At 41.3% G+C, this 26,429-nt stretch carries 29 protein-coding genes; 28 read left to right on the plus strand and 1 reads right to left on the minus strand.

The window, feature by feature from the left end; genetic code table 11:
* The first annotated feature begins 19 nt into the window (after window positions 1–19).
* The 10 genes from MHI08_RS00205 to rsmI all read left to right on the plus strand — a co-directional run bounded on the left by MHI08_RS00205 (window position 20) and on the right by rsmI (window position 7,066).
* Window positions 20–1,429, plus strand: a complete 1,410-nt coding sequence (locus MHI08_RS00205) for an aminotransferase class I/II-fold pyridoxal phosphate-dependent enzyme (RefSeq protein WP_163115672.1) — start codon at window positions 20–22, stop codon at window positions 1,427–1,429.
* A complete protein-coding gene (gene tmk, locus MHI08_RS00210) occupies window positions 1,426–2,064 on the plus strand; it encodes a dTMP kinase (protein WP_025093510.1) in 639 nt (212 codons plus the stop codon). Before MHI08_RS00205 ends, tmk begins: the two co-directional genes overlap by 4 nt.
* 79 nt (window positions 2,065–2,143) lie before the next feature.
* Window positions 2,144–2,473, plus strand: coding sequence for a cyclic-di-AMP receptor (locus MHI08_RS00215; RefSeq protein ID WP_024425625.1), 330 nt, complete (start codon window positions 2,144–2,146; stop codon window positions 2,471–2,473).
* Window positions 2,474–2,485: 12 nt separating this feature from the next.
* Window positions 2,486–2,926, plus strand: coding sequence for a YaaR family protein (locus tag MHI08_RS00220; protein ID WP_024425626.1), 441 nt, complete (start codon window positions 2,486–2,488; stop codon window positions 2,924–2,926).
* An 11-nt stretch (window positions 2,927–2,937) separates the two neighbouring features.
* Complete coding sequence (gene holB, locus MHI08_RS00225) at window positions 2,938–3,927, plus strand: DNA polymerase III subunit delta' (protein WP_163115673.1); 990 nt, start codon at window positions 2,938–2,940, stop codon at window positions 3,925–3,927.
* Between the two features lie 2 nt (window positions 3,928–3,929).
* Window positions 3,930–4,757, plus strand: a complete 828-nt coding sequence (locus MHI08_RS00230) for a stage 0 sporulation family protein (RefSeq protein ID WP_024425628.1) — start codon at window positions 3,930–3,932, stop codon at window positions 4,755–4,757.
* 14 nt (window positions 4,758–4,771) lie between these two features.
* Window positions 4,772–5,125 (plus strand): DNA replication initiation control protein YabA, encoded by a 354-nt coding sequence (gene yabA / locus MHI08_RS00235; protein ID WP_024425629.1) that lies wholly within the window; start codon window positions 4,772–4,774, stop codon window positions 5,123–5,125.
* A 55-nt stretch (window positions 5,126–5,180) separates the two neighbouring features.
* The gene (locus MHI08_RS00240) at window positions 5,181–5,924 is read left to right on the plus strand and encodes a tRNA1(Val) (adenine(37)-N6)-methyltransferase (protein WP_024427205.1); all 744 of its coding nucleotides are present in this window, start codon (window positions 5,181–5,183) and stop codon (window positions 5,922–5,924) included.
* Entirely contained in the window at window positions 5,911–6,210 is a 300-nt protein-coding gene (locus MHI08_RS00245; RefSeq protein ID WP_024425631.1) for a GIY-YIG nuclease family protein, read from the plus strand. The genes MHI08_RS00240 and MHI08_RS00245 overlap by 14 nt, the downstream gene beginning before the upstream one ends.
* Window positions 6,185–7,066 carry a 16S rRNA (cytidine(1402)-2'-O)-methyltransferase gene (gene rsmI, locus MHI08_RS00250; RefSeq protein WP_172881266.1) on the plus strand — a complete coding sequence of 294 codons (882 nt, stop codon included), beginning with the start codon at window positions 6,185–6,187 and terminating at the stop codon, window positions 7,064–7,066. The genes MHI08_RS00245 and rsmI overlap by 26 nt, the downstream gene beginning before the upstream one ends.
* A gap of 45 nt (window positions 7,067–7,111) precedes the next feature.
* Here rsmI and MHI08_RS00255 read toward each other — a convergent pair whose 3' ends face one another.
* Window positions 7,112–7,402 (minus strand): AbrB/MazE/SpoVT family DNA-binding domain-containing protein, encoded by a 291-nt coding sequence (locus MHI08_RS00255; RefSeq protein ID WP_087975202.1) that lies wholly within the window; start codon window positions 7,400–7,402, stop codon window positions 7,112–7,114.
* A 520-nt stretch (window positions 7,403–7,922) separates the two neighbouring features.
* Between MHI08_RS00255 and metG the strand changes: the two genes are divergently transcribed.
* The 18 genes from metG (at window position 7,923) to mfd (ending at window position 26,403) form a co-directional block, all read left to right on the plus strand.
* Window positions 7,923–9,923 (plus strand): methionine--tRNA ligase, encoded by a 2,001-nt coding sequence (metG, locus tag MHI08_RS00260; RefSeq protein WP_339240636.1) that lies wholly within the window; start codon window positions 7,923–7,925, stop codon window positions 9,921–9,923.
* Window positions 9,924–10,004: 81 nt separating this feature from the next.
* A complete protein-coding gene (locus tag MHI08_RS00265; RefSeq protein WP_339240638.1) occupies window positions 10,005–10,772 on the plus strand; it encodes a TatD family hydrolase in 768 nt (255 codons plus the stop codon).
* 244 nt (window positions 10,773–11,016) lie between these two features.
* Entirely contained in the window at window positions 11,017–12,219 is a 1,203-nt protein-coding gene (locus MHI08_RS00270; protein WP_034624439.1) for a G5 and 3D domain-containing protein, read from the plus strand.
* A gap of 161 nt (window positions 12,220–12,380) precedes the next feature.
* Window positions 12,381–12,941, plus strand: a complete 561-nt coding sequence (gene rnmV / locus MHI08_RS00275) for a ribonuclease M5 (protein WP_327823331.1) — start codon at window positions 12,381–12,383, stop codon at window positions 12,939–12,941.
* On the plus strand, window positions 12,934–13,812 hold the full coding sequence (gene rsmA / locus MHI08_RS00280) for a 16S rRNA (adenine(1518)-N(6)/adenine(1519)-N(6))-dimethyltransferase RsmA (protein ID WP_034284149.1): 879 nt from the start codon (window positions 12,934–12,936) through the stop codon (window positions 13,810–13,812). The genes rnmV and rsmA overlap by 8 nt, the downstream gene beginning before the upstream one ends.
* A 134-nt stretch (window positions 13,813–13,946) precedes the next feature.
* Window positions 13,947–14,831: a sporulation peptidase YabG gene (gene yabG / locus MHI08_RS00285; protein ID WP_024427198.1), complete on the plus strand. Its 885-nt coding sequence runs from the start codon at window positions 13,947–13,949 to the stop codon at window positions 14,829–14,831.
* Between the two features lie 213 nt (window positions 14,832–15,044).
* Window positions 15,045–15,302 (plus strand): Veg family protein, encoded by a 258-nt coding sequence (locus MHI08_RS00290; protein ID WP_024425637.1) that lies wholly within the window; start codon window positions 15,045–15,047, stop codon window positions 15,300–15,302.
* A gap of 163 nt (window positions 15,303–15,465) precedes the next feature.
* Entirely contained in the window at window positions 15,466–15,651 is a 186-nt protein-coding gene (locus tag MHI08_RS00295) for a small, acid-soluble spore protein, alpha/beta type (RefSeq protein WP_012008653.1), read from the plus strand.
* 146 nt (window positions 15,652–15,797) lie between these two features.
* Complete coding sequence (ispE, locus tag MHI08_RS00300; RefSeq protein ID WP_144491851.1) at window positions 15,798–16,667, plus strand: 4-(cytidine 5'-diphospho)-2-C-methyl-D-erythritol kinase; 870 nt, start codon at window positions 15,798–15,800, stop codon at window positions 16,665–16,667.
* A gap of 55 nt (window positions 16,668–16,722) precedes the next feature.
* Window positions 16,723–17,556, plus strand: a complete 834-nt coding sequence (gene purR, locus MHI08_RS00305) for a pur operon repressor (RefSeq protein ID WP_024425638.1) — start codon at window positions 16,723–16,725, stop codon at window positions 17,554–17,556.
* Between the two features lie 38 nt (window positions 17,557–17,594).
* Window positions 17,595–17,972, plus strand: a complete 378-nt coding sequence (gene ridA, locus MHI08_RS00310; RefSeq protein WP_024425639.1) for a 2-iminobutanoate/2-iminopropanoate deaminase — start codon at window positions 17,595–17,597, stop codon at window positions 17,970–17,972.
* Between the two features lie 224 nt (window positions 17,973–18,196).
* A complete protein-coding gene (gene spoVG / locus MHI08_RS00315; protein ID WP_008357439.1) occupies window positions 18,197–18,493 on the plus strand; it encodes a septation regulator SpoVG in 297 nt (98 codons plus the stop codon).
* Window positions 18,494–18,691: 198 nt separating this feature from the next.
* Window positions 18,692–20,062 carry a bifunctional UDP-N-acetylglucosamine diphosphorylase/glucosamine-1-phosphate N-acetyltransferase GlmU gene (glmU, locus tag MHI08_RS00320; protein WP_024425640.1) on the plus strand — a complete coding sequence of 457 codons (1,371 nt, stop codon included), beginning with the start codon at window positions 18,692–18,694 and terminating at the stop codon, window positions 20,060–20,062.
* Window positions 20,063–20,089: 27 nt separating this feature from the next.
* Window positions 20,090–21,043, plus strand: coding sequence for a ribose-phosphate diphosphokinase (locus tag MHI08_RS00325; RefSeq protein WP_024425641.1), 954 nt, complete (start codon window positions 20,090–20,092; stop codon window positions 21,041–21,043).
* A gap of 138 nt (window positions 21,044–21,181) precedes the next feature.
* Entirely contained in the window at window positions 21,182–21,808 is a 627-nt protein-coding gene (locus MHI08_RS00330; RefSeq protein ID WP_024425642.1) for a 50S ribosomal protein L25/general stress protein Ctc, read from the plus strand.
* Window positions 21,809–21,948: 140 nt separating this feature from the next.
* Window positions 21,949–22,515: an aminoacyl-tRNA hydrolase gene (pth, locus tag MHI08_RS00335; protein WP_342499883.1), complete on the plus strand. Its 567-nt coding sequence runs from the start codon at window positions 21,949–21,951 to the stop codon at window positions 22,513–22,515.
* Window positions 22,516–22,570: 55 nt separating this feature from the next.
* The gene (locus tag MHI08_RS00340; RefSeq protein WP_342499884.1) at window positions 22,571–22,801 is read left to right on the plus strand and encodes an anti-sigma-F factor Fin family protein; all 231 of its coding nucleotides are present in this window, start codon (window positions 22,571–22,573) and stop codon (window positions 22,799–22,801) included.
* Between the two features lie 68 nt (window positions 22,802–22,869).
* Entirely contained in the window at window positions 22,870–26,403 is a 3,534-nt protein-coding gene (gene mfd / locus MHI08_RS00345; RefSeq protein WP_342499885.1) for a transcription-repair coupling factor, read from the plus strand.
* Window positions 26,404–26,429 lie beyond the last annotated feature (26 nt).

The following is a 26,429-nucleotide window of genomic DNA, read 5'->3' on the forward strand; positions in this document are numbered from 1 at the left end:
GTGAAAAGGGTCGATTTGTTTGAAAACACCTTTATATACAGCATTAGCACAACATGCGGAAAAGAAACCTTATTCTTTCCACGTTCCAGGACATCACAATGGAGATGTCTTTTTTGATGAGGCACGGACTTATTATGACTCAATTCTTCAGCTGGATGTAACAGAGCTTGAAGGGTTAGATGATCTCCATCATCCAACTGGTGTGATTCAAGAGGCTGAACATTTATTGGCAAAGCTATATGGATCAGATCAAAGCTTTTTCCTTGTAAATGGGACAACTGTCGGAAATTTAGCGATGGTGATGGCATCCTGTCGTGTGGGAGATGAGATTTTCGTCCAGCGAAATTGTCATAAGTCTATTTACCATGCGATTGAGCTTGCAGGAGCCACGCCTATTATGGTAGAAGCTGAGGTAGATCCACACCTGCATGTTCCAACACATGTGACGGATGAAACAGTCAAAAAAGCCATTGCCAAACATCCTAATTGCAGGGCGATCGTTTTGACTTATCCAAACTACTACGGACATGCAGCTGATTTATCAAAGCTGATTGACATGTGCCACGAAGCAGGCATGATCGTTTTAGTTGATGAGGCACATGGGGCACATTTTGTATTAGGCGGCGCTTTTCCTCCATCTGCTCTTTCCTATGGAGCTGACGTGGTGGTACAATCAGCACATAAAACCCTTCCGGCCATGACGATGGGATCCTACCTTCATCTACAGGGAGGGCGAATGGATGCTAAACGTTTGAAAACATTCCTCACGATGCTTCAAAGCAGTTCTCCATCCTATCCAATTATGGCCTCATTAGATGTGGCAAGAGCTTATGTCGAGGAGATCAAGAAAAAAGAGATCTTGGATGGAATCATGAAAGGGCTGGCAGAGCTGAAAAATGAGTTCAACCTTATACCTCAGCTTGAAGTGGTCGAGTCTGAATTGCTTTCTAACGATCCATTAAAATGTGTGATTCGATCAACAAAAGGGCTGACTGGTTATGAACTAAAACGAGTACTTGAATCAGTGGAGGTTCACCCAGAGCTTGCGGACGAACATCAGGTTTTACTTGTCTTTGGTTTAGAACAGAAGAAGGATATCCCTTTTAAACGGATAGAGCAGGCCCTTAATCAAAGCAATTCATTGCTCAAAGGAAAAGATCATTTCCAAAGAGAATCGCTGGCTGATGACAACGAGGAGCATAGACAGGATATAGAAGCCGTCCCATTTGAACATGCAGCAGGACGGGTTAGTGCAGAATCGGTTATTCCATATCCACCGGGTATTCCTTTGATCGTTAAGGGAGAGCGTATTGAAATCGATCAGATTGCGGCTTTAAGCCGTTTGCTTGGACATCAGGTTCATGTTCAAGCCAGTCAGGTGATTCATCAGAGAAAATTATATGTTTATATAGAAGAGGAGACACTATGAGCGGTATGTTTATTACGTTTGAAGGGCCAGAGGGTGCTGGAAAAACGACAGTGATTCGAAAAGTGTATGAAGAAATGGAACGCCAAGGATATGCAGTGATGGCGACACGTGAGCCTGGCGGCATTGACATTGCAGAGCAGATTCGTGAAGTCATTTTAAATGAAAAAAACACAAAAATGGATGCGAAAACAGAAGCTTTGCTGTATGCAGCCGCAAGAAGGCAGCATTTGGCTGAGAAGGTAGAACCGGCATTACAGCGCGGGCAGACGGTTTTATGTGATCGTTTTGTCGATAGCTCCCTTGCTTATCAAGGCTATGCGAGAGGGCTTGGGATTGAAGAAGTAAAGTCAATTAACGACTTTGCTATCAATGGCACGATGCCGCAAATGACCATTTATTTTTCAATTACACCTGAGGAAGGGCTAAAGCGAATTAATGCCAACCAGGGAAGAGAAAAGAATCGATTAGACATGGAGACGCTGAATTTCCACCAGCTTGTCAGAGAAGGCTATGAACTGCTTATTGCACAATCGCCAGAACGATTCCGTGTAGTGGATGCGTCTCAGCCGATGCAGGCTGTCTATGAAGAAGTCCTTCAATTGATTCAGGACACATTAAAGCAAAATCAAATATGACCTAATTCCCAATCGTTGTTATAATATAGAGGAAGACATCGGCATGTCATCTGTGCCTAAAATAAAGGAGGCCAATCAAATGAAATTAATTGTTGCCGTTGTACAGGACCAAGATAGCAGCAAGTTGTTGAAAATATTGACTGAACATCATTTCGGCGTGACAAAATTAGCTTCAACTGGTGGGTTTTTAAAGTCTGGGAATACGACTTTTATTATTGGTTGTGATGATGTCCGGGTGGATAAAGCATTACAGCTTATAAAAGAAAATTGCCGTAAACGTGATCAAATGATCGCGCCTGTCTCCCCAATGGGCGGAAATGCAGATTCATACGTACCATACCCTGTTGAGGTTGAAGTTGGCGGAGCTACTGTTTTTATTCTGCCAGTTGAACAATTTCATCAATTTTAAGGATGGGTTGCTGTGAAAATTAATCAAGATATGCGGCTGCGTTTAGAAAAGCGTGAACTTCAAGCGATGAAAGGAAGCCAAACATCTGCCTCCTTTAAAGCTTCGATGGAGACGCAAAGCGGCAAACTGCGCTTAGAACAGCTGACGGTCATGCTGAGTGATATCGAAGTGTTCGGAAAAAAGCTCGCAAAGTCACGAAACCTAAAGGATTTGGCTAGGTTTAAAGGTCTGGTGAAGCGCTTTGTGAAAGAGACAGTCGATAATGGACTAAATATAGAAACATCAAGGAGCTTTGACATTTATGGCAACACACGTACACTTGCTTTGGTCAAAGCCTTAGATGAAAAGCTGATTGAATTAACCGAGGAAATGATGGATCAAGAGAAACCATCTATTGATTTGCTTGAACGTATTGGAGAAATAAAAGGTTTATTGATTAACCTTTACACATAGAGAGTGATAACATGGCAATTAGCTGGGATGACATGAATGATTTGCAGCCGCGCGTCATGCGGCTGATTTTTAATAGTATTGATAAAGACCGACTTGCGCACGCCTACTTATTCGAAGGAAAAAAAGGAACCGGAAAACTGGATGCAGCGATGCTTTTGGCTAAGAGCTTTTTTTGTTTGGAATCAGGAGTGAAACCATGTGAATCCTGTCAAAACTGCAAAAGGATTGCATCAGGAAACCATCCCGATTTACATCTTGTGCAGCCCGATGGCCAATCAATTAAAAAGGCGCAAGTGCAGGCATTGCAAGAGGAATTTACAAAAGCAGGTGTAGAATCTCACCGGAAAATGTATATTATTCTTCATGCGGACAAAATGACGGTCAATGCCGCGAACAGTTTATTGAAGTTCCTAGAGGAGCCTAATCGGGAAACGATGGCGGTTTTAATCACTGAGCAATCGCATAAAATGCTGGATACGATTATTTCAAGATGTCAGATGCTCAGCTTTCAGCCGCTGCAGCCACAATCCTTAGAGCAGCAGCTTTTACAAGAAGGCGTATCTCAGCATCTCGCAAGGCTTTTGTCGAATTTAACCAATAATTTAGCAGAAGCACTCGAATTAAGTCGAAATGATCAGTTTGCAGAGTCTAGAGCGAAAGTGATAAAATTGTATGAAGTCTTACACCAGCGAAAAGAACATGCATTTTTTTATATACAGGATCAATGGATGCCTTTTTTCAAAGAGAAAGACCTTCAAGAAACAGGTCTGGATATGCTTTTATTTATATATCGTGATGTATTGTCGATTCAAATAGGAAATGAAGATAAAGTCATTTATCAAGACTTATTCCAGACAATGAAGCAGCATGCGCTGCATTCCACACAGCAGATGGTGACCAACCAGATCCTTGCTGTATTAGAAGCGAAAAAGAGACTTCAATCCAACGTGAATGCCCAAGGGCTGATGGAGCAATTGGTGTTGATGTTGCAGGAGGGATAAGCTTGTACAACGTAATTGGTGTTCGCTTTAAAAAAGCGGGCAAAATCTATTATTTCGATCCTAATGGATTTCATATAGAAAATGATAGTTGTGTTATTGTAGAAACGGTTAGAGGGGTTGAGTACGGACAAGTGGTCATCGCCAACAAAAAAGTAGATGAACACGATGTGGTTCTCCCTCTGCGTAAAGTCATTCGTGTAGCAGACGAACGTGACCGGCTCATCGTTGAGGAAAACAAAGAAGCAGCGATGACAGCCTTTGATACATGTCTTCAGAAAGTAAGTGAACATGGGCTGGAAATGAAATTGGTTGATGTTGAATTTACATTTGACCGAAACAAGGTCATCTTCTACTTCACAGCAGATGGCAGAGTTGATTTCCGTGAGCTAGTGAAGGATCTTGCATCAATCTTCAAAACGAGAATTGAACTTCGCCAGATTGGTGTAAGAGACGAGGCAAAAATGCTTGGCGGCATTGGTCCTTGCGGGCGAATGCTTTGCTGTTCGACATTCTTAGGAGACTTTGAACCAGTGTCGATTAAGATGGCAAAGGATCAAAACTTGTCGTTAAATCCGACAAAAATTTCAGGCCTATGCGGACGTTTGATGTGCTGCTTGAAATATGAGAATGATGAGTATGAAACAGCGAAAGAACAATTACCGGATATCGGCGAAACGATTCAGACGTCTAATGGCTCTGCAAAGGTAGTAGGGCTCAATATTTTAGAACGAATTTTGCAAGTTGAATTAACCGGGCAAGAAAAAGTGATAGAATATACATGGGAAGAATTATTACAAGAAGGCGTTGTATCTGCACAAACAACTGAGTAACGAGGTGTGCCACCTTGGATAAAAAGGAACTATTTGATACGGTGATTAATTTAGAAGAACAAATCGGTTCTCTTTATCGCCAGTTAGGTGATTTGAAAAATCATATCGGTGAAGTGATTGAAGAAAATCATCAGCTGCAAATGGAGAATCAGCACTTGCGTGAACGTCTGGATCAGTCCGATCGAGACAAATCGTCTGAGGCAGAGAATGATTCTGCCCAGAAGCCAAGTCATTCTGATATAGGAGAAGGTCATGATAACCTGGCCCGGTTATATCAGGAGGGCTTCCATATTTGTAATGTACATTATGGGAGCATTCGTAAAGAGGGAGACTGTTTGTTCTGTCTGTCATTTTTAAATAAAAAATGAGAAAAGGCTTCCGCTGAATCGGGAGCCTTTTTCACAGGAAAAGAAAGGATACATCATGGTTTCGTTAAGAGAAGATGAACGTTTAGATTACCTGCTCGCCGAAGATATGAAGATTATTCAAAGTAAAACTGTGTTTGCCTTTTCATTGGACGCGGTGTTATTAGCTAAATTTGCGTATGTGCCAATCCAAAAAGGAGAGATCATTGATCTTTGTACCGGAAATGGCATCGTGCCATTGCTGCTTTCAACTCGTTCTAAGGCATCGATTACGGGTGTTGAAATTCAAGAACGGCTGTTTGATATGGCAAAAAGAAGTGTGGAGTATAATCAACTTGCGCACCAGATCGAATTGATTCATGGTGATTTGAATGATATGCCGGAACGCTACGGCAACCATAAAGTTGATGTGATTACATGTAACCCGCCATATTTTAAAACACCCTCTAAGGATGAAATCAATGAAAATGAATATTTGGCGATTGCACGGCATGAAATTCATTGTACATTAGAGGATGTTATTCGTGTTTCTTCCACGCTGCTAAAGCAAGGGGGGAAACTGGCGATGGTTCATCGACCAGGAAGGCTGCTTGAGATTGTTGAATTAATGAAAAAATACCGAATTGAGCCGAAACGAATTCAATTTGTTTATCCCAAACAAGGGAAAGAAGCCAATACCATCTTGGTAGAGGGCATAAAAGATGGAAAACCAGATCTGAAAATTCTTCCGCCTCTTTTTGTTTATGGGGAAGATCAGGAGTATACAGATGAAATCAGGACGATACTGTATGGAGAAGCATAATCATTATTTCTATGTATTAAAATGTGCAGATGGCAGCCTGTATGCGGGTTATACAAATGATTTACAAAAAAGACTGATAACCCATAATAGTGGAAAGGGAGCAAAGTATACAAGAGCGAGACGGCCGGTTGAGCTTTTTTATCATGAATGTTTTGCAACCAAAAGAGAAGCCATGCAGCAAGAATATCGTTTCAAAACGTGGACGCGGAAAAAGAAAGATATTTATATAGAAGAAATGCGAATGGAAAAGGAGGCGGCACATGAAAAAGACACAGAAAAGCTTTGATGGTCAATCTGGCATGGGTATTCTTTATCTTGTCCCAACCCCGATCGGAAATCTAGAAGATATGACATTCCGAGCGATACAAACATTAAAAGATGTAGACTATATTGCCGCAGAAGATACAAGGCAAACGAAAAAGCTTTGTCATGTATACGAAATTGATACACCCTTAACCAGTTATCATGAACATAATAAAGACAGCAGCGGCCACAAGTTAATCGAATGGCTAAAAGAAGGGAAAAGTATCGCACTTGTGAGTGATGCCGGTTTACCAACGATATCAGATCCAGGGGCTGAAGTGGTTCGAGATTTTACTAGCATTGGAGGCTATGTCATTCCGTTACCTGGCGCAAATGCTGCACTAACAGCACTCATTGCATCAGGAATCGCGCCTCAGCCATTTTTCTTTTATGGTTTTCTCGACCGTCAGAAAAAAGAAAAGAAAAAGCAGCTTGAAGCCTTGAAGAAACGTCAAGAAACGATCATTTTCTATGAAGCGCCCCATCGGTTAAAAGAAACGCTGACTTTAATGAAGGAAGTGTGGGGGAATCGGAACATCGCAATTACGAGAGAACTGACGAAAAAATTCGAAGAGTTTATTCGTGGGGATTTAGAATCTGTGTTGACATGGGCTGCGGAGAATCAAATTCGAGGTGAGTTCTGTCTTGTGGTACAAGGAAATGATCAAGCTGAAGAAGAGCTGAATGAAGATGCTTGGTGGACGTCCTTATCTGAAAAAGAACATGTGATCCATTACATAGAGGAAGGATTAACGTCGAAGGAAGCCATTAAACGTACAGCTGTCGAACGTGGTGTACCAAAGCGCACGATATACGATGCTTATCATATTGAACAATAAAGAAAGGTTCTTGCAAACGGTGCAAGAACCTTTTTTATATGAACCTTATTTTTGTGATTGAAGTTGGTTTTGGATTTCGTTAATGATTTGCTCTGCACCTTCACGGCTAAGAACTAATTTACCATTAGCAAGTTTAAGGTTATCGTCTGATACTTCACCTGTTACTTGGCAAGTCATGTTTGGTTTATATTTTTTTAAGATAATTTTTTCATCATCAACATAAATTTCCAAAGCGTCTTTTTCAGCGATTCCTAGCGTACGGCGAAGTTCGATTGGAATCACCACGCGTCCTAATTCGTCAACTTTACGTACAATACCTGTAGATTTCATCTTCATTCTCCTCCCAAAAAGTTCTTATTCTTAAAATAATATTATCTTCGTCATTATTCGACAAATTCCTTACATTCCTAGCATAACAAGGTTTCCATAAATCGTCAATCATTTTGTTTACTATTGTTTGTAAAATATGACTCTTAAAGTCAAAAGACCTTGAAACTACTGGTGTATAAGGATTTTGTAGGCTTTTCCTATGAAAATATAAGAAATGACGAGATCAGATTAACAAGACTTTTGCCCTAATTTAGCCAATTGTAAATCTGGAAATAGATTTCATACGACAATATTCGACAAAATGTCGACGGGTTTGTCGTTTTTTTCGAAAAACTCATCTTTTTCGATCATTTCATCTCGTTCTATGTATATATGCTTGATCTTAAAGGCTAAGATGGTATCATAGAGAAAGCACAAGTGCAAAATTGAATGAATTGATCTGACACATTTTCATGTAATGATGATAACCGCTCTCGTCCATTGGGCGGGAGTTTTTGACATTTACACACACGCAGGAGGTTCCGACATGCCGGAAAAGAAAAAAACGTTTTATCTGACAACACCTATTTACTATCCGAGCGGAAAATTACATATTGGACATGCTTATACGACAGTAGCAGGAGATGCTATGGCTCGTTATAAACGTCTTCAAGGCTATGATGTGATGTATTTAACAGGTACAGATGAGCACGGACAAAAAATTCAGCAAAAAGCTGAAGAACAAAATATCACACCGATCGAGTATTTAGATCCAGTCGTTGAAGACATTAAATCATTATGGAAGAAACTCGACATTTCGAATGATGACTTCATCCGTACAACAGAAAAAAGACATACGAAAATCATTGAGCAGGTCTTCCAAAAATTGCTTGATCAAGGCGATATTTATTTAGATCAATATGAGGGCTGGTACAGTATTCCTGATGAGACATTCTATACGGAAACACAGCTTGTTGATGTTGAGCGTAATGAGAAAGGGGAAGTCATTGGCGGGAAAAGCCCTGACAGCGGCCACCCTGTTGAATTAATTAAAGAGGAATCATATTTCTTCCGTATGAGTAAGTATGCGGACCGTTTGCTCGATTATTACGAAAAGAATCCATCGTTTATTCAGCCTGAATCAAGAAAGAATGAAATGATTAATAACTTCATTAAACCAGGTTTAGAGGATTTAGCAGTATCAAGAACAACCTTTGATTGGGGAATTAAAGTTCCTAACAATCCAAAACACGTCATTTATGTATGGATTGATGCGTTATTCAACTATTTAACTGCGATTGGCTATGGAACAGATCAAGATGAAAAATATAAAAAATATTGGCCTGCCAACGTACATCTCGTAGGAAAAGAAATTGTACGCTTCCATACGATTTATTGGCCGATTATGCTGATGGCATTAGATCTGCCTCTGCCGAAACAAATTTTCGCACACGGCTGGCTGCTCATGAAAGATGGCAAAATGTCTAAATCAAAAGGGAATGTGGTAGATCCGGTCACATTAATTGATCGCTATGGCCTCGATGCCCTTCGTTATTACCTGCTTCGCGAAGTACCATTTGGTGCAGATGGTGTGTTTACGCCAGAAGGATTCGTGGAACGTGTAAACTATGACCTTGCCAATGATTTAGGTAACTTGCTTAATCGTACAGTTGCGATGGTCCAAAAATATTTTGACGGCACATTAAGCAGCTATAAAGGCCCTGTTAATGAGTTCGATGAAGAGCTGAAAGCAGTAGCTGAACAAACAGTTAAAGCCTATGAAGAAGCGATGGAAAATCTTGAATTCTCTGTGGCTCTTTCAAATGTTTGGACATTAATCAGCAGAACCAATAAATATATTGATCAAACAGCTCCGTGGGTGCTGGCAAAGGATGAAACAAAACGAAAAGAATTGCATTCTGTTATGTATCATTTAGCAGAATCACTTCGAATCACTGCAGTACTCTTAACGCCGTTCCTAACGAAAACACCTGAGAAAATCTTCTTCCAGCTTGGAATTGAAGAAGAGAAGCTCAAAAGCTGGGATAGTATCCTATCATTTGGTGCGATTCAACAAGCAACGGTACAAAAAGGAGAGCCTTTGTTCCCGCGTTTAGAGGTTGAAGAAGAAGTAGCCTACATTAAAGAAAAAATGCAGGGAAGTGCACCTAAGGTAGAAGAAGAGAAAGTGGAAATCGAAGAAACGGAATTACCTGAGCTGGGAGTAGAAATTGCATTTGATGATTTCTCAAAAGTTGATCTTCGAGTTGCACAGGTATTGGAAGCAGCCCCAGTGAAAAAAGCGGATCGTCTTTTAAAGCTTCAGCTGGATTTTGGATTTGAAAAAAGACAAATCGTCTCTGGGATTGCCAAGCACTATCAACCAGAAGAATTAGTAGGGAAAAAGCTCGTTTGCGTAGCGAATCTTACCCCAGTTAAACTCAGAGGGGAAATTTCCCAGGGAATGATTTTAACTGGAGAAACAGGCGGGAAATTGCAGGTTCTTGAAGTAGATCAAACTCTAGCAAATGGAACAAAAATTTTATAAATCAACAAAGGTGTTCCACGTGTAACATTTCGTCGAACACCTTTTGTTTTTTAGCAGAATTGTCGAAAGGAGCAATCAACCATGTTATTTGATACACATGCCCACTTGAATGCAGAACAATACAATGAAGACTTAGAACAGGTGATCGAAAGAGCGAAAAGCGAAAAAGTTGAGAAAATCGTGGTGGTAGGGTTTGACCGCCCAACAATTACGAGAGCGATGGAATTGATTGAAGAGTATGATTTCATATATGCAGCTATCGGCTGGCATCCAGTCGATGCTATTGATATGACAGATGAGGATTTGGCTTGGATCAAAGATTTATCTCAACACGAAAAAGTGGTTGCGATTGGAGAAATGGGTCTGGATTACTATTGGGACAAGTCGCCAAAAGATGTGCAAAAGGAAGTCTTTAGACGCCAAATTGCTCTTGCGAAGGAAGTGAAGCTTCCAATCGTTATTCATAATCGTGACGCAACGGAAGATGTCGTGACGATTTTAAAGGAAGAGGGAGCAGCTGAGGTTGGAGGTATTATGCACTGCTTTACTGGCAGTCTGGAAACTGCAAAAGCGTGTATGGAGATGAACTTTTATATTTCATTCGGTGGACCCGTGACATTTAAAAATGCCAAAAAGCCAAAGGAAGTTGTAAAGGAGATACCGAGTGAAAAGCTTTTGATTGAAACAGACTGCCCATACTTAACGCCAGTGCCATTTAGAGGAAAACGTAATGAGCCAAGTTATGTCAAATATATCGCAGAACAGATTGCGGAGCTGAGAGAAATCAGCTTTGAAGAGCTTGCTGAATTGACAACAAAAAATGCAAAAAAAGTTTTCCGTATAAACTGACAGTATATGATGTCAATCCTTGTTTAAGCTTGTCCAATTGTGAAACATAACGAAAAAGTTCTACACGTTTGCGCCTCCTCATAGGATAAGTTGTCGATAAGTCTTTCTTCCCTTCCTTCCATAAATCTCCCATAATAGGTTTACAATCGAGCATTTTTGTACAGTGGGTGGAAGGGTTGACAGGTTTTGAGATACTCTATATAATCTCTCCGAGGAGAAGGAGGCGTTTTTCATCGTACAAAAAATGAAAAATCTGTTTTCTGTGAAGCTAGGAAAAGGCAAGGTTTTATTACTAGTTGTTTGCTTGCTTTTAGCTGGAACTGGAACGGCTTACGGTGCGCATGAGCTCACTAAGCAGTCTATTACCATTTCAATCAATGGTAAAGAGAAGACAATTCGTACACATGAAGAGACAGTAGCTCAGCTGCTTTCAGAACTTGGCATAAGGACCAAGGCGGAGGATCATATCTCTCCAAGTCTAAATACAAAGATTCAAGACAACATGAACATTGTGTATGATGCGGCTATACCGGTTCATCTGACCCTAGATGGGAAAGAGAAAACGATATGGACAACAGATCAGACGGTTGGAGCATTATTGAAGAATGAGAAGATAGATATTGGGAAGCACGATCAAGTAACTCCAGGAAAGAATGACAAGTTAACAAAGGATATGAATCTTGTGGTTCAGCAGGCCTTCCAGGTCAGCTTAAATGATGGAGGAAAAGATAAAAAAGTGTGGACCACTTCGACTACGGTCGCTGACTTTTTAAAGCAACAAGAGCTAAAGCTCAAGAAGCACGATAAGATCAAGCCTGCGTTACATAGTAACCTTTCTAAAAAGAGCGCAGATATAAAGATCACTCGGGTGGAAAAAGTCACCGATGTAGTGGAAGAGAAAATTGCTTTTGATACCAAACATAAAAAGGATCATTCTCTTGAAAAAGGGAAAGAGAAGGTACTTAAAAAAGGTGAAGAAGGTAAATTGAAGAAGCACTATGCCATTGTGAAAGAAAACGGCAAAGTGGTGTCTAAAGAATTGATTAAAGAAGTGACCGAAAAAGATAGTAAGGACCGATTAGTGGCTATTGGTACACAAGTGGCCAAAAAGGAGCCTACAGCGTCCCCTGCGGTTTCACGAAGCAATGAATCGTCAGGAAAAGAATTTTATGTGGCGTCAACAGCCTATACAGCGAGCTGTGCTGGATGTACGGGCAGAACGTCTACAGGCTTTAATTTAAAAGCAAATCCAGGTGCAAAGGTTATAGCAGTTGATCCGAGTGTCATTCCGCTGGGCTCAAAAGTGTATGTGGAAGGCTATGGATATGCCGTTGCATCAGACACTGGATCTGCTATAAAAGGGAATAAAATTGATGTGTTCGTCCCAAGTAAGTCGGCAGCTTATCAATGGGGAAATAAACGAGTGAAGATTAGAGTACTCAAATAAACACATCAAATCATTTATATGAACAGAGGGCTTTGCGCACCCTCTGTTTTTTTGGTTATAATAGAAGCACTGTTTTCTAATTAATTAGACGCAAAAGCAGCATGAAAGGTTTCGTTTTTTTAACCAAAAAATGCAGATTGTTTTTGCAAGCGGAGGAATACATGAAAATCAAAGAAATCATTGTGGTGGAGGGTCGTGATGACACTGCCAGAGTGAAGATGGCGGTTGATGCAGATACGATCGAAACAAACGGATCCGCCATTGGCGATACAGTCATTCAACAAGTGCGTCTTGCGCAGGAGACGAGAGGGGTCATTATTTTAACAGATCCTGATTTTCCTGGTGAGAAGATCCGTAAAACCATCGCAGAGGCAGTTCCTGGCTGTAAGCACGCTTTTTTGCCAAAACATCTTGCGAAGGCGAAGCGGGATAAAGGAATTGGTGTCGAGCATGCTTCCTTGGCCAGTATTCGGGAATGTCTTGCCCATGTCCATGAAGAAATGGAAGAATCGGAAAGTGACATTACATTAGACGACTTATTTGACGCAGGCCTTATCGGTGGCGAAGCATCGAAACGCCGCCGCGAACGACTAGGAGTGCTTTTAAATATAGGATATACCAATGCGAAGCAGCTGCAAAAGCGCCTTCACATGTTCCAAATAACCAAACATGATTTTATTGCGGCCTTAAAGACCGTCATGCAGGAGGAAGCCGATGAATAAAGATATTGCGACACCCGTCAGAACGAAGGAAATACTGAAGAAGTACGGTTTCTCTTTTAAAAAGAGCTTAGGGCAGAACTTCTTAATTGATACAAATATTTTAGATCGCATTGTCGATCACGCGGAGGTTACAGATGAGACCGGCGTCATTGAAATTGGACCTGGTATCGGCGCATTGACAGAGCAGCTCGCTAAACGTGCAAAGAAAGTCACCGCTTTTGAAATCGATCAGCGTTTATTGCCTATTTTAAACGATACGCTTTCTCCATATGATAATGTCACGATCATTCATCAAGATGTATTAAAGGCGGATGTGAGAAAGGTCATCGAGGAAAATTTTGCTGACTGTAAAGAAGTGATGGTCGTAGCCAACCTTCCATATTACGTGACAACACCGATTATTATGAAATTGCTTGAAGAAAACCTTCCATTGAAAGGGATTGTGGTCATGCTGCAAAAAGAAGTAGCAGATCGTATGGCAGCAGCCCCTTCATCAAAGGAATATAATTCACTGTCTATTGCAGTTCAATTTTATACGGAAGCAAAAACAGTGATGGTTGTGCCTAAAACGGTTTTTGTTCCTCAGCCAAATGTCGATTCGGCTGTGATTAAGCTGACTGTTCGTGAAACGCCTGCTGTCTCAGTAGAAAATGATGCGTTTTTCTTTCAATTGATCCGAGCGAGCTTTGGCCAGCGCCGGAAAACATTGATGAATAATTTGATGAATAATCTACCTGATGGAAAAAAACATAAAGCGATCATCGAAGAAGCACTTCAAACAGCAGATATTGATGGAAAGCGCCGCGGAGAATCATTATCCATTGAGGAATTTGCCCGTTTGTCGAATGTTTTACAAAAAGCCCTATCGTAAGGGCTTTTTTCTTTTGTTTTTCACCACTTCAACTGTTCGGGCATAGGCTAGAAAGAACAGCATATATGAAAGACGATCATGTGTAGTGCAAGACGATACCAACAGGATATGAGCCTGATTGTGGAGTGAACAGCATGCAATTTCAAATAGGAGATATGGTGACGAGGGCATCCTATCAAATGGATATTATGTTTCGAATCATTCGAATTGATGAGACAGATCAGCACGAAGCCACTGCCATATTGCATGGGAATGAAGTGAGGCTGATTGCTGATGCTAAGATGTCGGATCTCGTCTTGATTCAAAAAGAGGAGCAGCTGACAAGGGAGAAGGACGACGAACGGAAAATTAACGAATCGCTCGACTTACTAAGACAGGATTATCAGCTGCTGCGTGAAAAACAAGAGTATTATACTTCTGGACAATATCAGCATCAGGAGCAGTATTTTCACATGCCTGGAAAGGTCCTTCATTTAGATGGAGATGCTTCATACTTAAAGAAATGCTTAGATGTATATGAACGAATTGGTGTGCCTGTATATGGAGTGCATTGCCATGAGAAGAAAATGCCAAGCGTGATCGATTCGTTACTTGATCAATATCGGCCTGATATTTTGGTCATTACAGGGCATGATGCGTATTCCAAGCAAAAGGGCGGCGTAAATGATATCGGTGCCTATCGCCATTCTCGTCATTTCGTTGAGACGGTTCAAAAAGCAAGAAAGAAAATTCCTCATTTAGATCAGCTTGTGATCTTTGCAGGCGCCTGTCAATCTCATTTCGAATCATTGATCCAAGCAGGTGCCAATTTTGCAAGCTCACCTTCACGTGTGAACATTCATGCGCTCGATCCCGTGTATATCGTTGCGAAGATCAGCTTCACTCCATTTGTAGATCGAATCAACGTATGGGATGTGCTTCGTAATACATTAACAAGAGAAAAAGGGCTCGGAGGCATCGAGACGAAGGGTGTTTTAAGGGTAGGTATGCCATATAAAAAAGACCATGAATCGACATAACCCGACTGATTTCAGTCTGGTTTTTTTTATGTGTAAAAAGAAATTTCAAACGGATACATAATTCACCGGAATTTGAGAAAAATAGGGAGGAGAAAAGGTAGAAGTTTGTCAAAATTATTTTGTTGACAATGGCTCGTGTTGGTTGATATAATTTAATTTTTATTTGACAAAAATGGGCCGTTGTTGTATAATTATCTCAGTGAGGTGGATGCAATGGCGAAGACTTTGTCCGACATCAAAAGATCGCTTGATGGTAACTTAGGTAAACGTTTGACGTTAAAGGCTAACGGAGGCCGCCGTAAAACAATTGAGCGTTCGGGCATTTTAGCTGAAACGTACCCTTCTGTATTTGTGATTCAATTAGATCAAGATGAGAATTCGTTTGAAAGAGTTTCTTACAGTTATGCAGATATACTGACTGAGACGGTCGAATTAACGTTCGATGATGCCGCTAGCTCAGTCGCCTATTAATGGGCAGTGAACTTCTTGTTTACTGCTTTTTGTTTTGCCTTTTTTTCTGAATGGGAGTCTGTCCATTTTTTGAAAGGGGTAAAAGAAAGGATTCGATACAAAATAAGAAAGCCACAAAAGCAGTGGCACTGATTCGAATTCTCGACTAAAGGGGCTGTTTCGTTTGGGTAGACGCCGAGGCATTATGTCAGATGAGTTCAAATACGAGCTGGCGAAGGATCTTGGATTTTATGATACCGTCAAAAATGGAGGCTGGGGAGAAATTCGTGCGCGTGACGCAGGTAATATGGTCAAACGTGCCATCGAATTAGCTCAGCAGCACATGGCTCAGGATGAGAATCAACGATAGAAAAATGGTCAGGGATACCTCAGGTGTCTCTGGCTTTTTTTGTTGAAAAAGTCAGTGTGCTGGGCGTAAAAGCCAATATTCATCAGATCCATCAAATGTGATACAATATTGATACTTATGTTTAGATGGAGAAGTAGGTGAAATGTTTGCGTATTTTAGAAAAAGCACCGGCAAAAATTAATCTCTCACTTGATGTCCATGGAAAAAGACCGGATGGATATCACGAAGTAGAGATGGTGATGACAACAATAGACCTTGCAGATCGACTTGAGCTGACTGAGCTGGACAAAGACGAAATCCGTGTATCATCTCATAATCGATTTGTGCCAGATGATCAGCGTAACTTGGCTTATCAGGCGGCTAAATTACTCAAAACAAGGTTCGGTATTCAAAAAGGGGTATCGATTGTCATCACAAAAGCAATACCTGTTGCAGCAGGTTTAGCTGGAGGCAGCAGTGATGCTGCAGCAGCGCTTCGCGGTTTAAACCGTTTGTGGAAGTTAAATCTCACGTTAGATGAACTGGCTGAGCTTGGAGCGGAGATCGGCTCAGATGTGTCTTTTTGTGTACACGGAGGCACAGCACTAGCGACAGGACGTGGAGAAAAACTGAAGCATATCGTGACACCGCCGCATTGCTGGGTGATTTTAGCGAAGCCGGTGATTGGGGTATCTACAGCTGAAGTTTATAGACAATATGACGCAAGCAAAGTAGAACACCCAAATGTACAGCGTATGATTGAAGCCATTGAAGCGAAAGATTATAAAGAGATGTGCGGCTCACTCGGTAACGTTCTGGAGTCTGTGACATTAAAGATGTATCCGGAAGTAGATATGATCAAAAGACAGATGAAGCGTTTCGGTGCTGATGCTGTATTAATGAGTGGAAGCGGCCCAACGGTATTTGGCTTGATTCAATATGAATCGAAGGTACAAAGAATATATAACGGACTGAGAGGATTTTGTGATCAAGTATACGCTGTCCGCATGATCGGCGAACAAAATGCCCTTGATTAAATCCGTATATTAAGTTATATTATTCATAAATTATTCGGGTTCTGGGGGTAAGTTCATGAAGTTTCGTCGAAGCGGCAGATTGGTGGACTTAACAAATTATTTGTTAGCCCACCCGCACGTACTAGTACCTTTAACTTTTTTTGCAGAACGTTATCAATCTGCAAAGTCCTCCATTAGTGAAGACTTAACGATTATCAAACAGACCTTCGAACAGCAGGGAATAGGCACATTGCTTACTGTACCTGGCGCTGCTGGCGGAGTGAAATATATTCCAAAAATTCACCTAAAAGAAGCAGATGACGTAGTAAACGATATCGGAGAGGCATTATCAACTCCTGAACGTGTACTTCCTGGCGGTTATTTATATTTAACCGATGTTTTAGGCAATCCATCGATACTTGCGAAAATCGGTAAGCTGTTTGCGACCATCTTTGCGGACCGTGCGATTGATGTCGTCATGACCGTTGCGACAAAAGGGATTCCGATTGCCTATTCTGTTGCGGGTTATTTAAATGTGCCTGTTGTGATCGTTAGAAAAGATAATAAGGTAACCGAAGGATCAACTGTCAGTATTAATTATGCGTCAGGTTCTTCTAACCGAATTCAAACCATGTCCCTTGCAAAGCGCAGCTTAGATAAAGGCTCCAATGTGTTGATCATTGATGACTTTATGAAAGCGGGCGGAACCATTAACGGCATGATGAATTTGCTTGAGGAATTTAATGCAAATGTTGCAGGGATCGGTGTTCTTTTAGAAGATGAAGGCGTAGATGAACGTCTTGTCGATGAATATGTCTCGTTGTTAAAGCTTTCTACCATTGATATGAAGCAAAAAATCATTGAGATCAATGAAGGCAATTTCCACGAGTTTTTTCATTCGAAAGCGTAGGCTTTGATTAAACATGTATTTGAATGGGAGAGATTGATATGACAAAAGTTGTTCAAACAAAACATGCACCAGCAGCCATTGGACCTTACTCTCAAGGAATTATTGTCAATAACATGTTTTACAGCTCAGGGCAAATTCCATTAACCCCAGCTGGAGATTTTGTAAATGGAGATATTAAAGAACAAACACATCAAGTATTCCGTAATCTTGAGGCTGTACTTGAAGCAGCAGGTGCTTCCTTTGAAACAGTCGTGAAAGCAACTGTTTTCATTAAAGATATGGAACAATTCGCTGAAGTGAATGAAGTGTACGGTGAGTATTTCCATACACATAAGCCAGCTCGTTCATGTGTGGAAGTGGCAAGACTTCCAAAGGATGCGCTTGTAGAAATAGAAGTAGTTGCATTAGTTAAATAAACAGGCACTCTCAATGAAAGCCGTTTGGTTTCATCATATGCAGGGAAAGACATCATCATGATGTCTTTTTTTATGCTGAGAATGTAAGCGTCGTCACGAATATGACAAATAATGTATAAATATCCCGATATTTCAAAAAAAGTTTAAAAAAAGAGCAGGAGAATCACCACGATCGTTGAATACCTAAGTAATGCTTTTATATTGGGAAAAGGTGGTGAACTACTGTGGAAGTTACTGACGTAAGATTACGCCGCGTGAATACCGATGGTCGCATGAGGGCGATTGCATCCATCACGCTGGACCACGAATTTGTTGTTCATGATATTCGTGTGATTGATGGAAACAATGGGTTGTTTGTAGCAATGCCTAGCAAACGCACGCCTGATGGAGAGTTTCGCGATATTGCACATCCAATTAATTCAAGCACTCGGGGTAAAATCCAAGATGCTGTATTAAATGAATATCATCGCTTAGGCGAAGAGGAAGAAACAATTGAATATGAAGAAGCTGGAGCTTCTTAATCATACGTGAACCTAAAAAGACGGCTTTAAGAGAAAATGAATGTTTTCTTTTAAATGCTGTCTTTTTTGCGTTCTTTCTCTTGTTTCTTAAGTCTTTCATCTGTTAGAAAATTATTGTACTTCCTTATGTATCCTTGAAATCAGTCTTTATTTAGGATATATTTTTCTATGGATAATAGGGATATTGGAGGCCAATCAATGGATAAGCGGTTCGCAGTGATTTTAGCAGCGGGAAAAGGAACGAGAATGAAGTCAAAGCTATATAAAGTACTTCATCCAGTTTGCGGAAAGCCAATGGTCGAGCATGTGGCAGATGAAGCGTTAAAGCTTTCTTTAGCCAAGCTGGTGACGATTGTCGGTCATGGTGCAGAGGACGTGAAAGAGCAGCTTGGAGACAGAAGTGAGTATGCACTTCAAGAAGAACAGCTGGGAACAGCCCATGCCGTCAAACAAGCAAAGTCGTTCCTCGCGCAGGAAAAGGGAACAACCATTGTCATTTGTGGTGATACGCCATTATTGACAGCGGAAACAATGGAAGCCATGTTAAGCGAGCATCAAAAACATCAAGCGAAAGTCACTATTTTAACAGCACATGCGGATGATCCGACAGGCTATGGCCGTATTATTCGTGACGAAACAGGTGCTGTCGTGAAAATTGTTGAGCATAAAGATGCGAACGATGCAGAGCGTCAAGTGAATGAAATTAATACAGGGACTTATTGCTTTTCAAATGAAGATCTCTTCCGTGTGATTGAGCAAGTGTCGAATGAAAATGCACAGGGTGAATACTACTTGCCAGACGTTATTGAAATTCTAAAAAATGAAGGGCAAACAGTTGCAGCTTATCAAACACCGCATTTTGAAGAAACACTTGGAGTTAACGATCGTATCGCTCTATCACAAGCAGAGCAATTCATGAAGCGACGTATTAATCATCAGCATATGAAGAATGGTGTGACCTTGATTGATCCTGAGAACACGTATATTTCGCCAGATGCTGTCATCGGTGAAGATACAGTTATTTATCCTGGGACGGTCATCAAAGGGAATGTAAAAATCGGTGCAGACGCCACTATTGGGCCAAACACTGAAATTGTTGACAGCATCATCGGAGATCGAACAGTCATTAAGCAATCTGTCGTCTGCGATAGTGAGGTTGGAGTTGATGTGACAATTGGACCGTTTGCTCATATTCGCCCGTTGTCGAAAATTGGCGATGAAGTAAAAATCGGAAATTTTGTCGAAATCAAGAAAACAGTTTTCGGAGACCGCAGCAAAGCATCTCATCTAAGCTACATTGGAGACGCAGAGGTCGGAACTGATGTAAACCTTGGCTGTGGTTCCATTACAGTCAACTATGATGGGAAAAACAAATTCTTAACGAAGATTGAAGACGGCGCATTTATTGGCTGTAATTCAAATCTAGTTGCACCAGTCACTGTCGGAAAAGGGGCATATGTTGCAGCCGGTTCAACGGTTACAGAAGATGTACCGCAGGATGCATTGTCTATTGCTAGAGCAAGACAAGTCAATAAAGAAGATTATGTGAAAAATATTCATAAAAAATAATCCAAATACCCGGAGGTTTACCATACCATGTCTAATCGTTATGCTGATGCGAATTTAAAGATATTCTCTTTGAATTCAAACCCTGAACTTGCCAAAGAAATTGCCGATCGTATCGGAGTTGATGTAGGAAAGAGCTCTGTTAAACGTTTTAGTGACGGTGAAGTCCAAATCAATATTGAAGAAAGTATCCGCGGCTGTGATTGTTATGTCATTCAATCAACAAGTGCGCCAGTCAATGAGCATATTATGGAACTGCTCATTATGGTGGATGCGCTAAAACGCGCTTCTGCGAAAACTGTCAATATTGTGATCCCTTATTACGGATATGCACGTCAAGATCGTAAGGCAAAACCTCGTGAGCCAATCACTGCGAAGCTTTTTGCAAACTTGCTTGAAACAGCAGGTGCTACACGTGTGATTGCACTTGATCTTCATGCGCCGCAAATCCAAGGTTTCTTCGATATTCCAATCGATAACTTAATGGCTGTGCCAATCTTAACAAACTATTTCGAACAGAAAAACTTGAATGATATCGTTGTTGTGTCTCCTGACCACGGTGGTGTGACACGTGCGCGTAAAATGGCAGACCGCCTGAAAGCGCCGATCGCAATTATCGACAAACGCCGTCCAAAGCCAAACGTTGCTGAAGTCATGAACATTATTGGTAACATTGAAGGCAAAACGGCGATTCTGATCGATGATATTATTGATACAGCTGGTACTATTACACTTGCAGCAAATGCGCTAGTCGAAAATGGAGCAGCTGAAGTATATGCTTGTTGTACGCACCCAGTATTGTCTGGGCCAGCAGTAGAACGTATCACAAACTCTAAAATTAAAGAATTGGTTGTGACAAACAGTATTCAATTAACTGATGACAAGAAAGTTGGAAAATTCATTCCGCTTTCGGTTGGGCCTTTGCTTGCAGAAGCCATCATCCGTGTACATGAAGAAGAATCTGTGAGCTACCTTTTCAGCTAATTTTCTGATTAAAAAAGGCCCTAGGCATCAAGCTTGGGGTCTTTTTGCTATCATCATTCACGGCAAATAGGTTTAAAATGATTCGGTTATGGGTAATTATGAGAGTAGTGACAAAAAAGAAATAGGATGGTGCTGAATATGGCAACTTTAAAAGCAAATAAAAGAACTGATTTCAAACGTTCCACACTGCAAAAAATCCGTCATTCAGGACACGTTCCTGGTGTCATATACGGAAAAAATACAGACAGCCTGGCTGTTTCATTAGACAGCATCGATTTATTAAAAACCTTACGTGATGAAGGGAAGAATACAATCATCACCTTAGACGTGGGTGGTGAAACGAAATCTGTGATGGTGACAGAATTACAAACAGATCCGCTGAAAAACGAACTTGTCCATGCTGACTTCCAAGTTGTTGACTTACAGCGTGAAATTGAGGCAGATGTACCAATACAGCTGATTGGCGAGTCTAAAGGGGTAAAAGATGGCGGTGTGCTTCAGCAGCCACTATTTGAATTATCTGTTACAGCGAAACCAAAAGATATCCCGCAGAATATTGAAGCTGATATTACAAACTTAGAAGTCAATGATGTCTTAACAGTTGCTGATCTGCCTGTTCAGTCATCTTATCAAATCAATAATGATCCAGAAGAAGTCGTTGCCTCCATTCTGCCGCCTCAGCAATCAGAGGTTCCTGAGCCGGATAGCGAAGAAGAGCCGCAAGAGCCTGAGGCCATTAAAGAAAAGGATGACGATGGAGAATAACTGGTCATTTAAAGACGTAACCCTCCCGCGGTTGCGTCTTTTGTGCTAGAATGAAAAGAATTCATACGTTTTTACATGAGGCAATCTGATTGGCTCATTTTTTAGGCGTGTGCTGTGTGACAAAGGAGGTTATTGGTTTCATGATTGCATTCGTTGGATTAGGCAATCCAGGAAAAGAATATGAAAAAACAAGACATAATGTCGGGTTTATGACAATAGATGAATTATCGAAAAAATGGGACATTCCTTTAAATCAATCAAAATTCCATGGACAATTTGGAACTGGGTTTGTTTCGGGGCAAAAGGTTCTACTTGTAAAGCCGCTTACATATATGAACTTATCAGGAGAATGTGTGCGTCCGCTGATGGACTATTACGATATTCCCCTCGAACATTTGAAAGTGATCTATGATGATCTTGATTTGCCAGCTGGCCGGATTCGCCTACGTACAAAAGGAAGTGCAGGCGGGCATAATGGAATCAAATCATTGATTCAGCATTTAGGTTCACCTGAATTTGACCGATTCCGTATCGGCATTGGACGTCCTCAAAACGGCATGAAGGTCGTTGATTACGTGCTAGGGCGTTTCTCAGAAGAAGAACAGCCTGACATCGCATCAGCCATTCAATCGTCTGTCGAGGCTTGTGAAGCGGCTTTAAAAAAGCCATTTTTAGAAGTGATGAATGATTTTAACAAGAAGGTATAAGAATGATAAGCGAAGCACATACTGATCATAAAATCTCAGCATGGGAGGATCACGTATGGCTTTGCATTATTACTGCCGCCACTGTGGTGTAAAGGTTGGCAGTCTAGATGAATCTGCTGTCAAAAGTGAAGCACTTGGATTTCATCACTTAACAAATGAGGAAAGAAACGATATGATTTCTTATAAAGAAAATGGTGATTTACATGTACAAACCATTTGTGAGGATTGCCAAGAGGCGCTCGAAAGAAATCCTGATTACCATCAGTATCATACTTTTATTCAATAAAAAAGCTTTGGTGTAGATATTAGACCAAAGCGTTTTTCTGTTTTAAACAAACAGGGAGGAGGAGCCAAATGAAAAACATACAATCATTTATCAAACAAAGTGATGATTTTCAGTCCATTTTTAATGGGCTAAAGGAAGGGTTAAAAGAACAGCTGCTTGCCGGACTATCAGGCTCCGTCAGATCTTTATTTACAGCCGCGATATCAGACGAACTGAAGCGGCCAATGTTTATTGTGACTCACAATTTATATCAGGCGCAGAAGGTAACAGATGATCTAGCAAGTGTGATGCCGGATCGGTCGGTTCTTCTTTATCCTGTCAATGAACTCATCGCTTCAGAAATTGCAGTGGCCAGTCCTGAGCTGAGAGCACAGCGTTTGGATGTCCTGAATCGACTTGCGAATGGAGAAAACCCCATTATCGTCACTCCCGCTGCTGCGGTTCGCAGGATGCTTCCGCCAGTTGAGCTCTGGAAGGAGAGCCAGATCCATTTAAAGATCGGTGAAGAAATTGATTTGGAGGCGTTTTCAAAACAACTCGTACAAATTGGTTATGACCGGACGTCGATGGTTGCAGCGCCCGGAGATTTTAGTGTGCGCGGAGGAATTATCGACATCTATGCGTTAACGGAAGATCATCCAATCCGTATTGAACTGTTTGATACAGAAGTAGACTCGATTCGAACGTTTCATTCGGATACACAGCGTTCATTAGAAACCCTTCAAGAAATCAAAATAGGTCCTGCAAAAGAGTTAATTGTGAGAGGTCCTGAACGAGTGAGAGCCATTGAACAGCTTGATCAAGGGCTGGCGAAGAGCTTAAAGAAATTCAACTCAGATCAGCAAAAAGAACTGCTTCATCAAAATATTTCTGCTGATCGCGAGAAGCTGCTAGAAGGCATCGTGACACAGGAAATGACGAAGTACCTGTCCTATTTCTATGAAAAGCCTGCTAGTTTGCTAGATTACACATCGCAGGATACGATTATTATTTTAGATGAAATCAGCAGAATTCAGGAGATGGAAGAACAGCTTGAACAGGAAGAAGCTGATTGGACAATTAGTCTGCTTGAAGAAGGCAATATTCTTCATGATTTATCTCTATCTTTCCCGTTCCAAGAACTGATCAATCAGCAATCGAGATCCATTCTGTACTACTCTTTGTTCCTGAGACATGTCCAGCAGACAAATCCGCAAAATATCGTCAATGTATCTAGTAAGCAAATGCAGAATTTCCACGGACAGATGAATGTGCTGGCGAGTGAAATTGAACGCTATAAAAAACAGCAATACACGGTTGTCTTCTTAGGTGCTGATGAAGAGCGGACAGAAAAGCTGTCGTCTGTTCTGCATGATTATGACATTGAAGCCGCTCTTGCTAAACCGGACGCTGAGCTTGTGAGCGGACAGGTGTATATTTTACAAGGTGAACTGCAAACAGGCTTTGAACTGCCGTTATCAAAAATTGCTGTAATCACAGAGGGTGAACTCTTCAAGAAACGTGTGAAAAAACAGGCGCGTAAGCAAAAGCTGACCAATGCAGAGCGAATCAAGAGCTATTCAGAGCTTCAAGTCGGCGATTATGTGGTGCACATTAACCACGGGATCGGTAAATATTTAGGAATAGAAACGCTTGAAATCGGCGGCATTCATAAAGATTATTTAAATATTCATTATCAAGGAAGCGACAAGCTTTATGTACCGGTTGAACAAATTGATCAGGTGCAGAAATATGTAGGATCAGAAGGTAAAGAACCAAAGCTGTACAAACTAGGCGGCAGTGATTGGAAACGTGTGAAGAAAAAAGTTGAAACATCTGTACAGGACATCGCAGATGATCTGATTAAACTGTACGCAGAACGCGAGGCAAGCAAAGGATATGCCTTCTCGCCTGATCATGAGATGCAGCGCCAGTTTGAATCTGCGTTCCCTTACCAGGAAACAGATGATCAAATCCGTTCGATTCACGAAATTAAACAGGATATGGAGCGGGAACGTCCAATGGACCGTCTGCTTTGTGGAGATGTGGGTTACGGAAAAACGGAGGTGGCTATTCGTGCGGCCTTCAAAGCGATTGCTGACGGGAAGCAGGTAGCCCTGCTAGTTCCGACGACCATCTTAGCGCAGCAGCATTTTGACACAATCATGGACCGATTCCAAGACTACCCTGTCAAAATTGCGCAGCTGAGCCGTTTCCGTACAAGAAAAGAAACAACTGAAACGTTAAAAGGGCTGAAAAACGGAACGATCGATATGGTTATCGGCACACACCGTCTTCTTTCAAAAGACATCGTCTACAAGGATTTAGGGCTGCTGATCATTGATGAGGAACAGCGTTTTGGTGTGACGCATAAAGAGAAAATTAAGCAGATGAAAGCCAATATCGACGTACTGACATTAACGGCTACGCCAATTCCGCGTACGCTTCATATGTCCATGCTTGGCGTACGGGATTTATCAGTGATTGAAACACCGCCTGAAAACCGTTTCCCTGTTCAAACCTATGTGGTTGAGTATAATGGCGCTCTAGTCAGAGAAGCGATAGAGCGAGAATTAGCACGCGGCGGTCAAGTGTACTTCCTTTACAACCGTGTTGAGGATATTGAACGAAAAGCAGACGAAATCTCCATGCTGGTCCCAGACGCAAAAGTCAGTTATGCGCACGGGAAAATGAGTGAGAACGAGCTGGAATCAGTGATGATTAATTTCCTTGAAGGTGAATCAGATGTATTGGTCAGTACCACCATCATTGAAACGGGAGTCGATATTCCAAATGTGAACACGCTCATCGTCCACGATGCAGATAAAATGGGGCTCTCTCAGCTGTACCAGCTAAGAGGACGAGTCGGGCGTTCGAACCGTGTCGCTTATGCTTATTTCACGTATCGAAAAGATAAAGTTCTTTCTGAAGTTGCGGAGAAAAGACTTCAAGCCATTAAAGAATTCACAGAGCTCGGATCTGGGTTTAAAATTGCGATGCGTGATTTAACGATTCGAGGAGCAGGGAACTTACTTGGTGCTCAGCAGCATGGTTTCATTGATTCGGTTGGATTCGACCTCTATTCTCAAATGCTGAAAGAAGCCATTGAGGAAAGAAGAGGCGATACAACGGCTCAAGATAAATTCGAGCCAGAAATTGATCTTCAAATTGATGCTTACATCCCAGACACTTATATTTCGGATGGCAAGCAAAAGATTGAAATGTATAAACAGTTCAGAGCAATTGGCTCGATTGAAGAGCGGAAAGAGCTTCAGGATGAAATGATCGACCGATTTGGTGAATATCCGCAAGAAGTGGCTGACTTGTTTACGATTGCGACAATGAAGGTGTACGCTGTCCAGGAACGTGTCGAGCTGATCAAGATGGAAAAAGGCATTGTCAGACTCACCCTTGATGAGAAAGCAAGCAGTGAAATCGACGGTCAAAAATTATTTGAGCTCGGCAGTAAATATGGACGTGAAATCGGTTTAGGAATGGAAGGCAGCAAACTGATTATTTCTGTCCAAACGAAAGGCAAGAAGACCGAGGAATGGCTTGAGGTTGTTCTTAACATGCTTCGAGGCCTTCAAGATGTGAAAAAAGAAACCATTCCATCTTCATAAAATTTTGTTTGTCTCTCGTGTATATT

This window comes from Bacillus sp. FSL M7-0791, assembly GCF_038627085.1.
In the GTDB taxonomy this organism is placed as follows: Bacteria; Bacillota; Bacilli; order Bacillales; family Bacillaceae; genus Bacillus; species Bacillus safensis.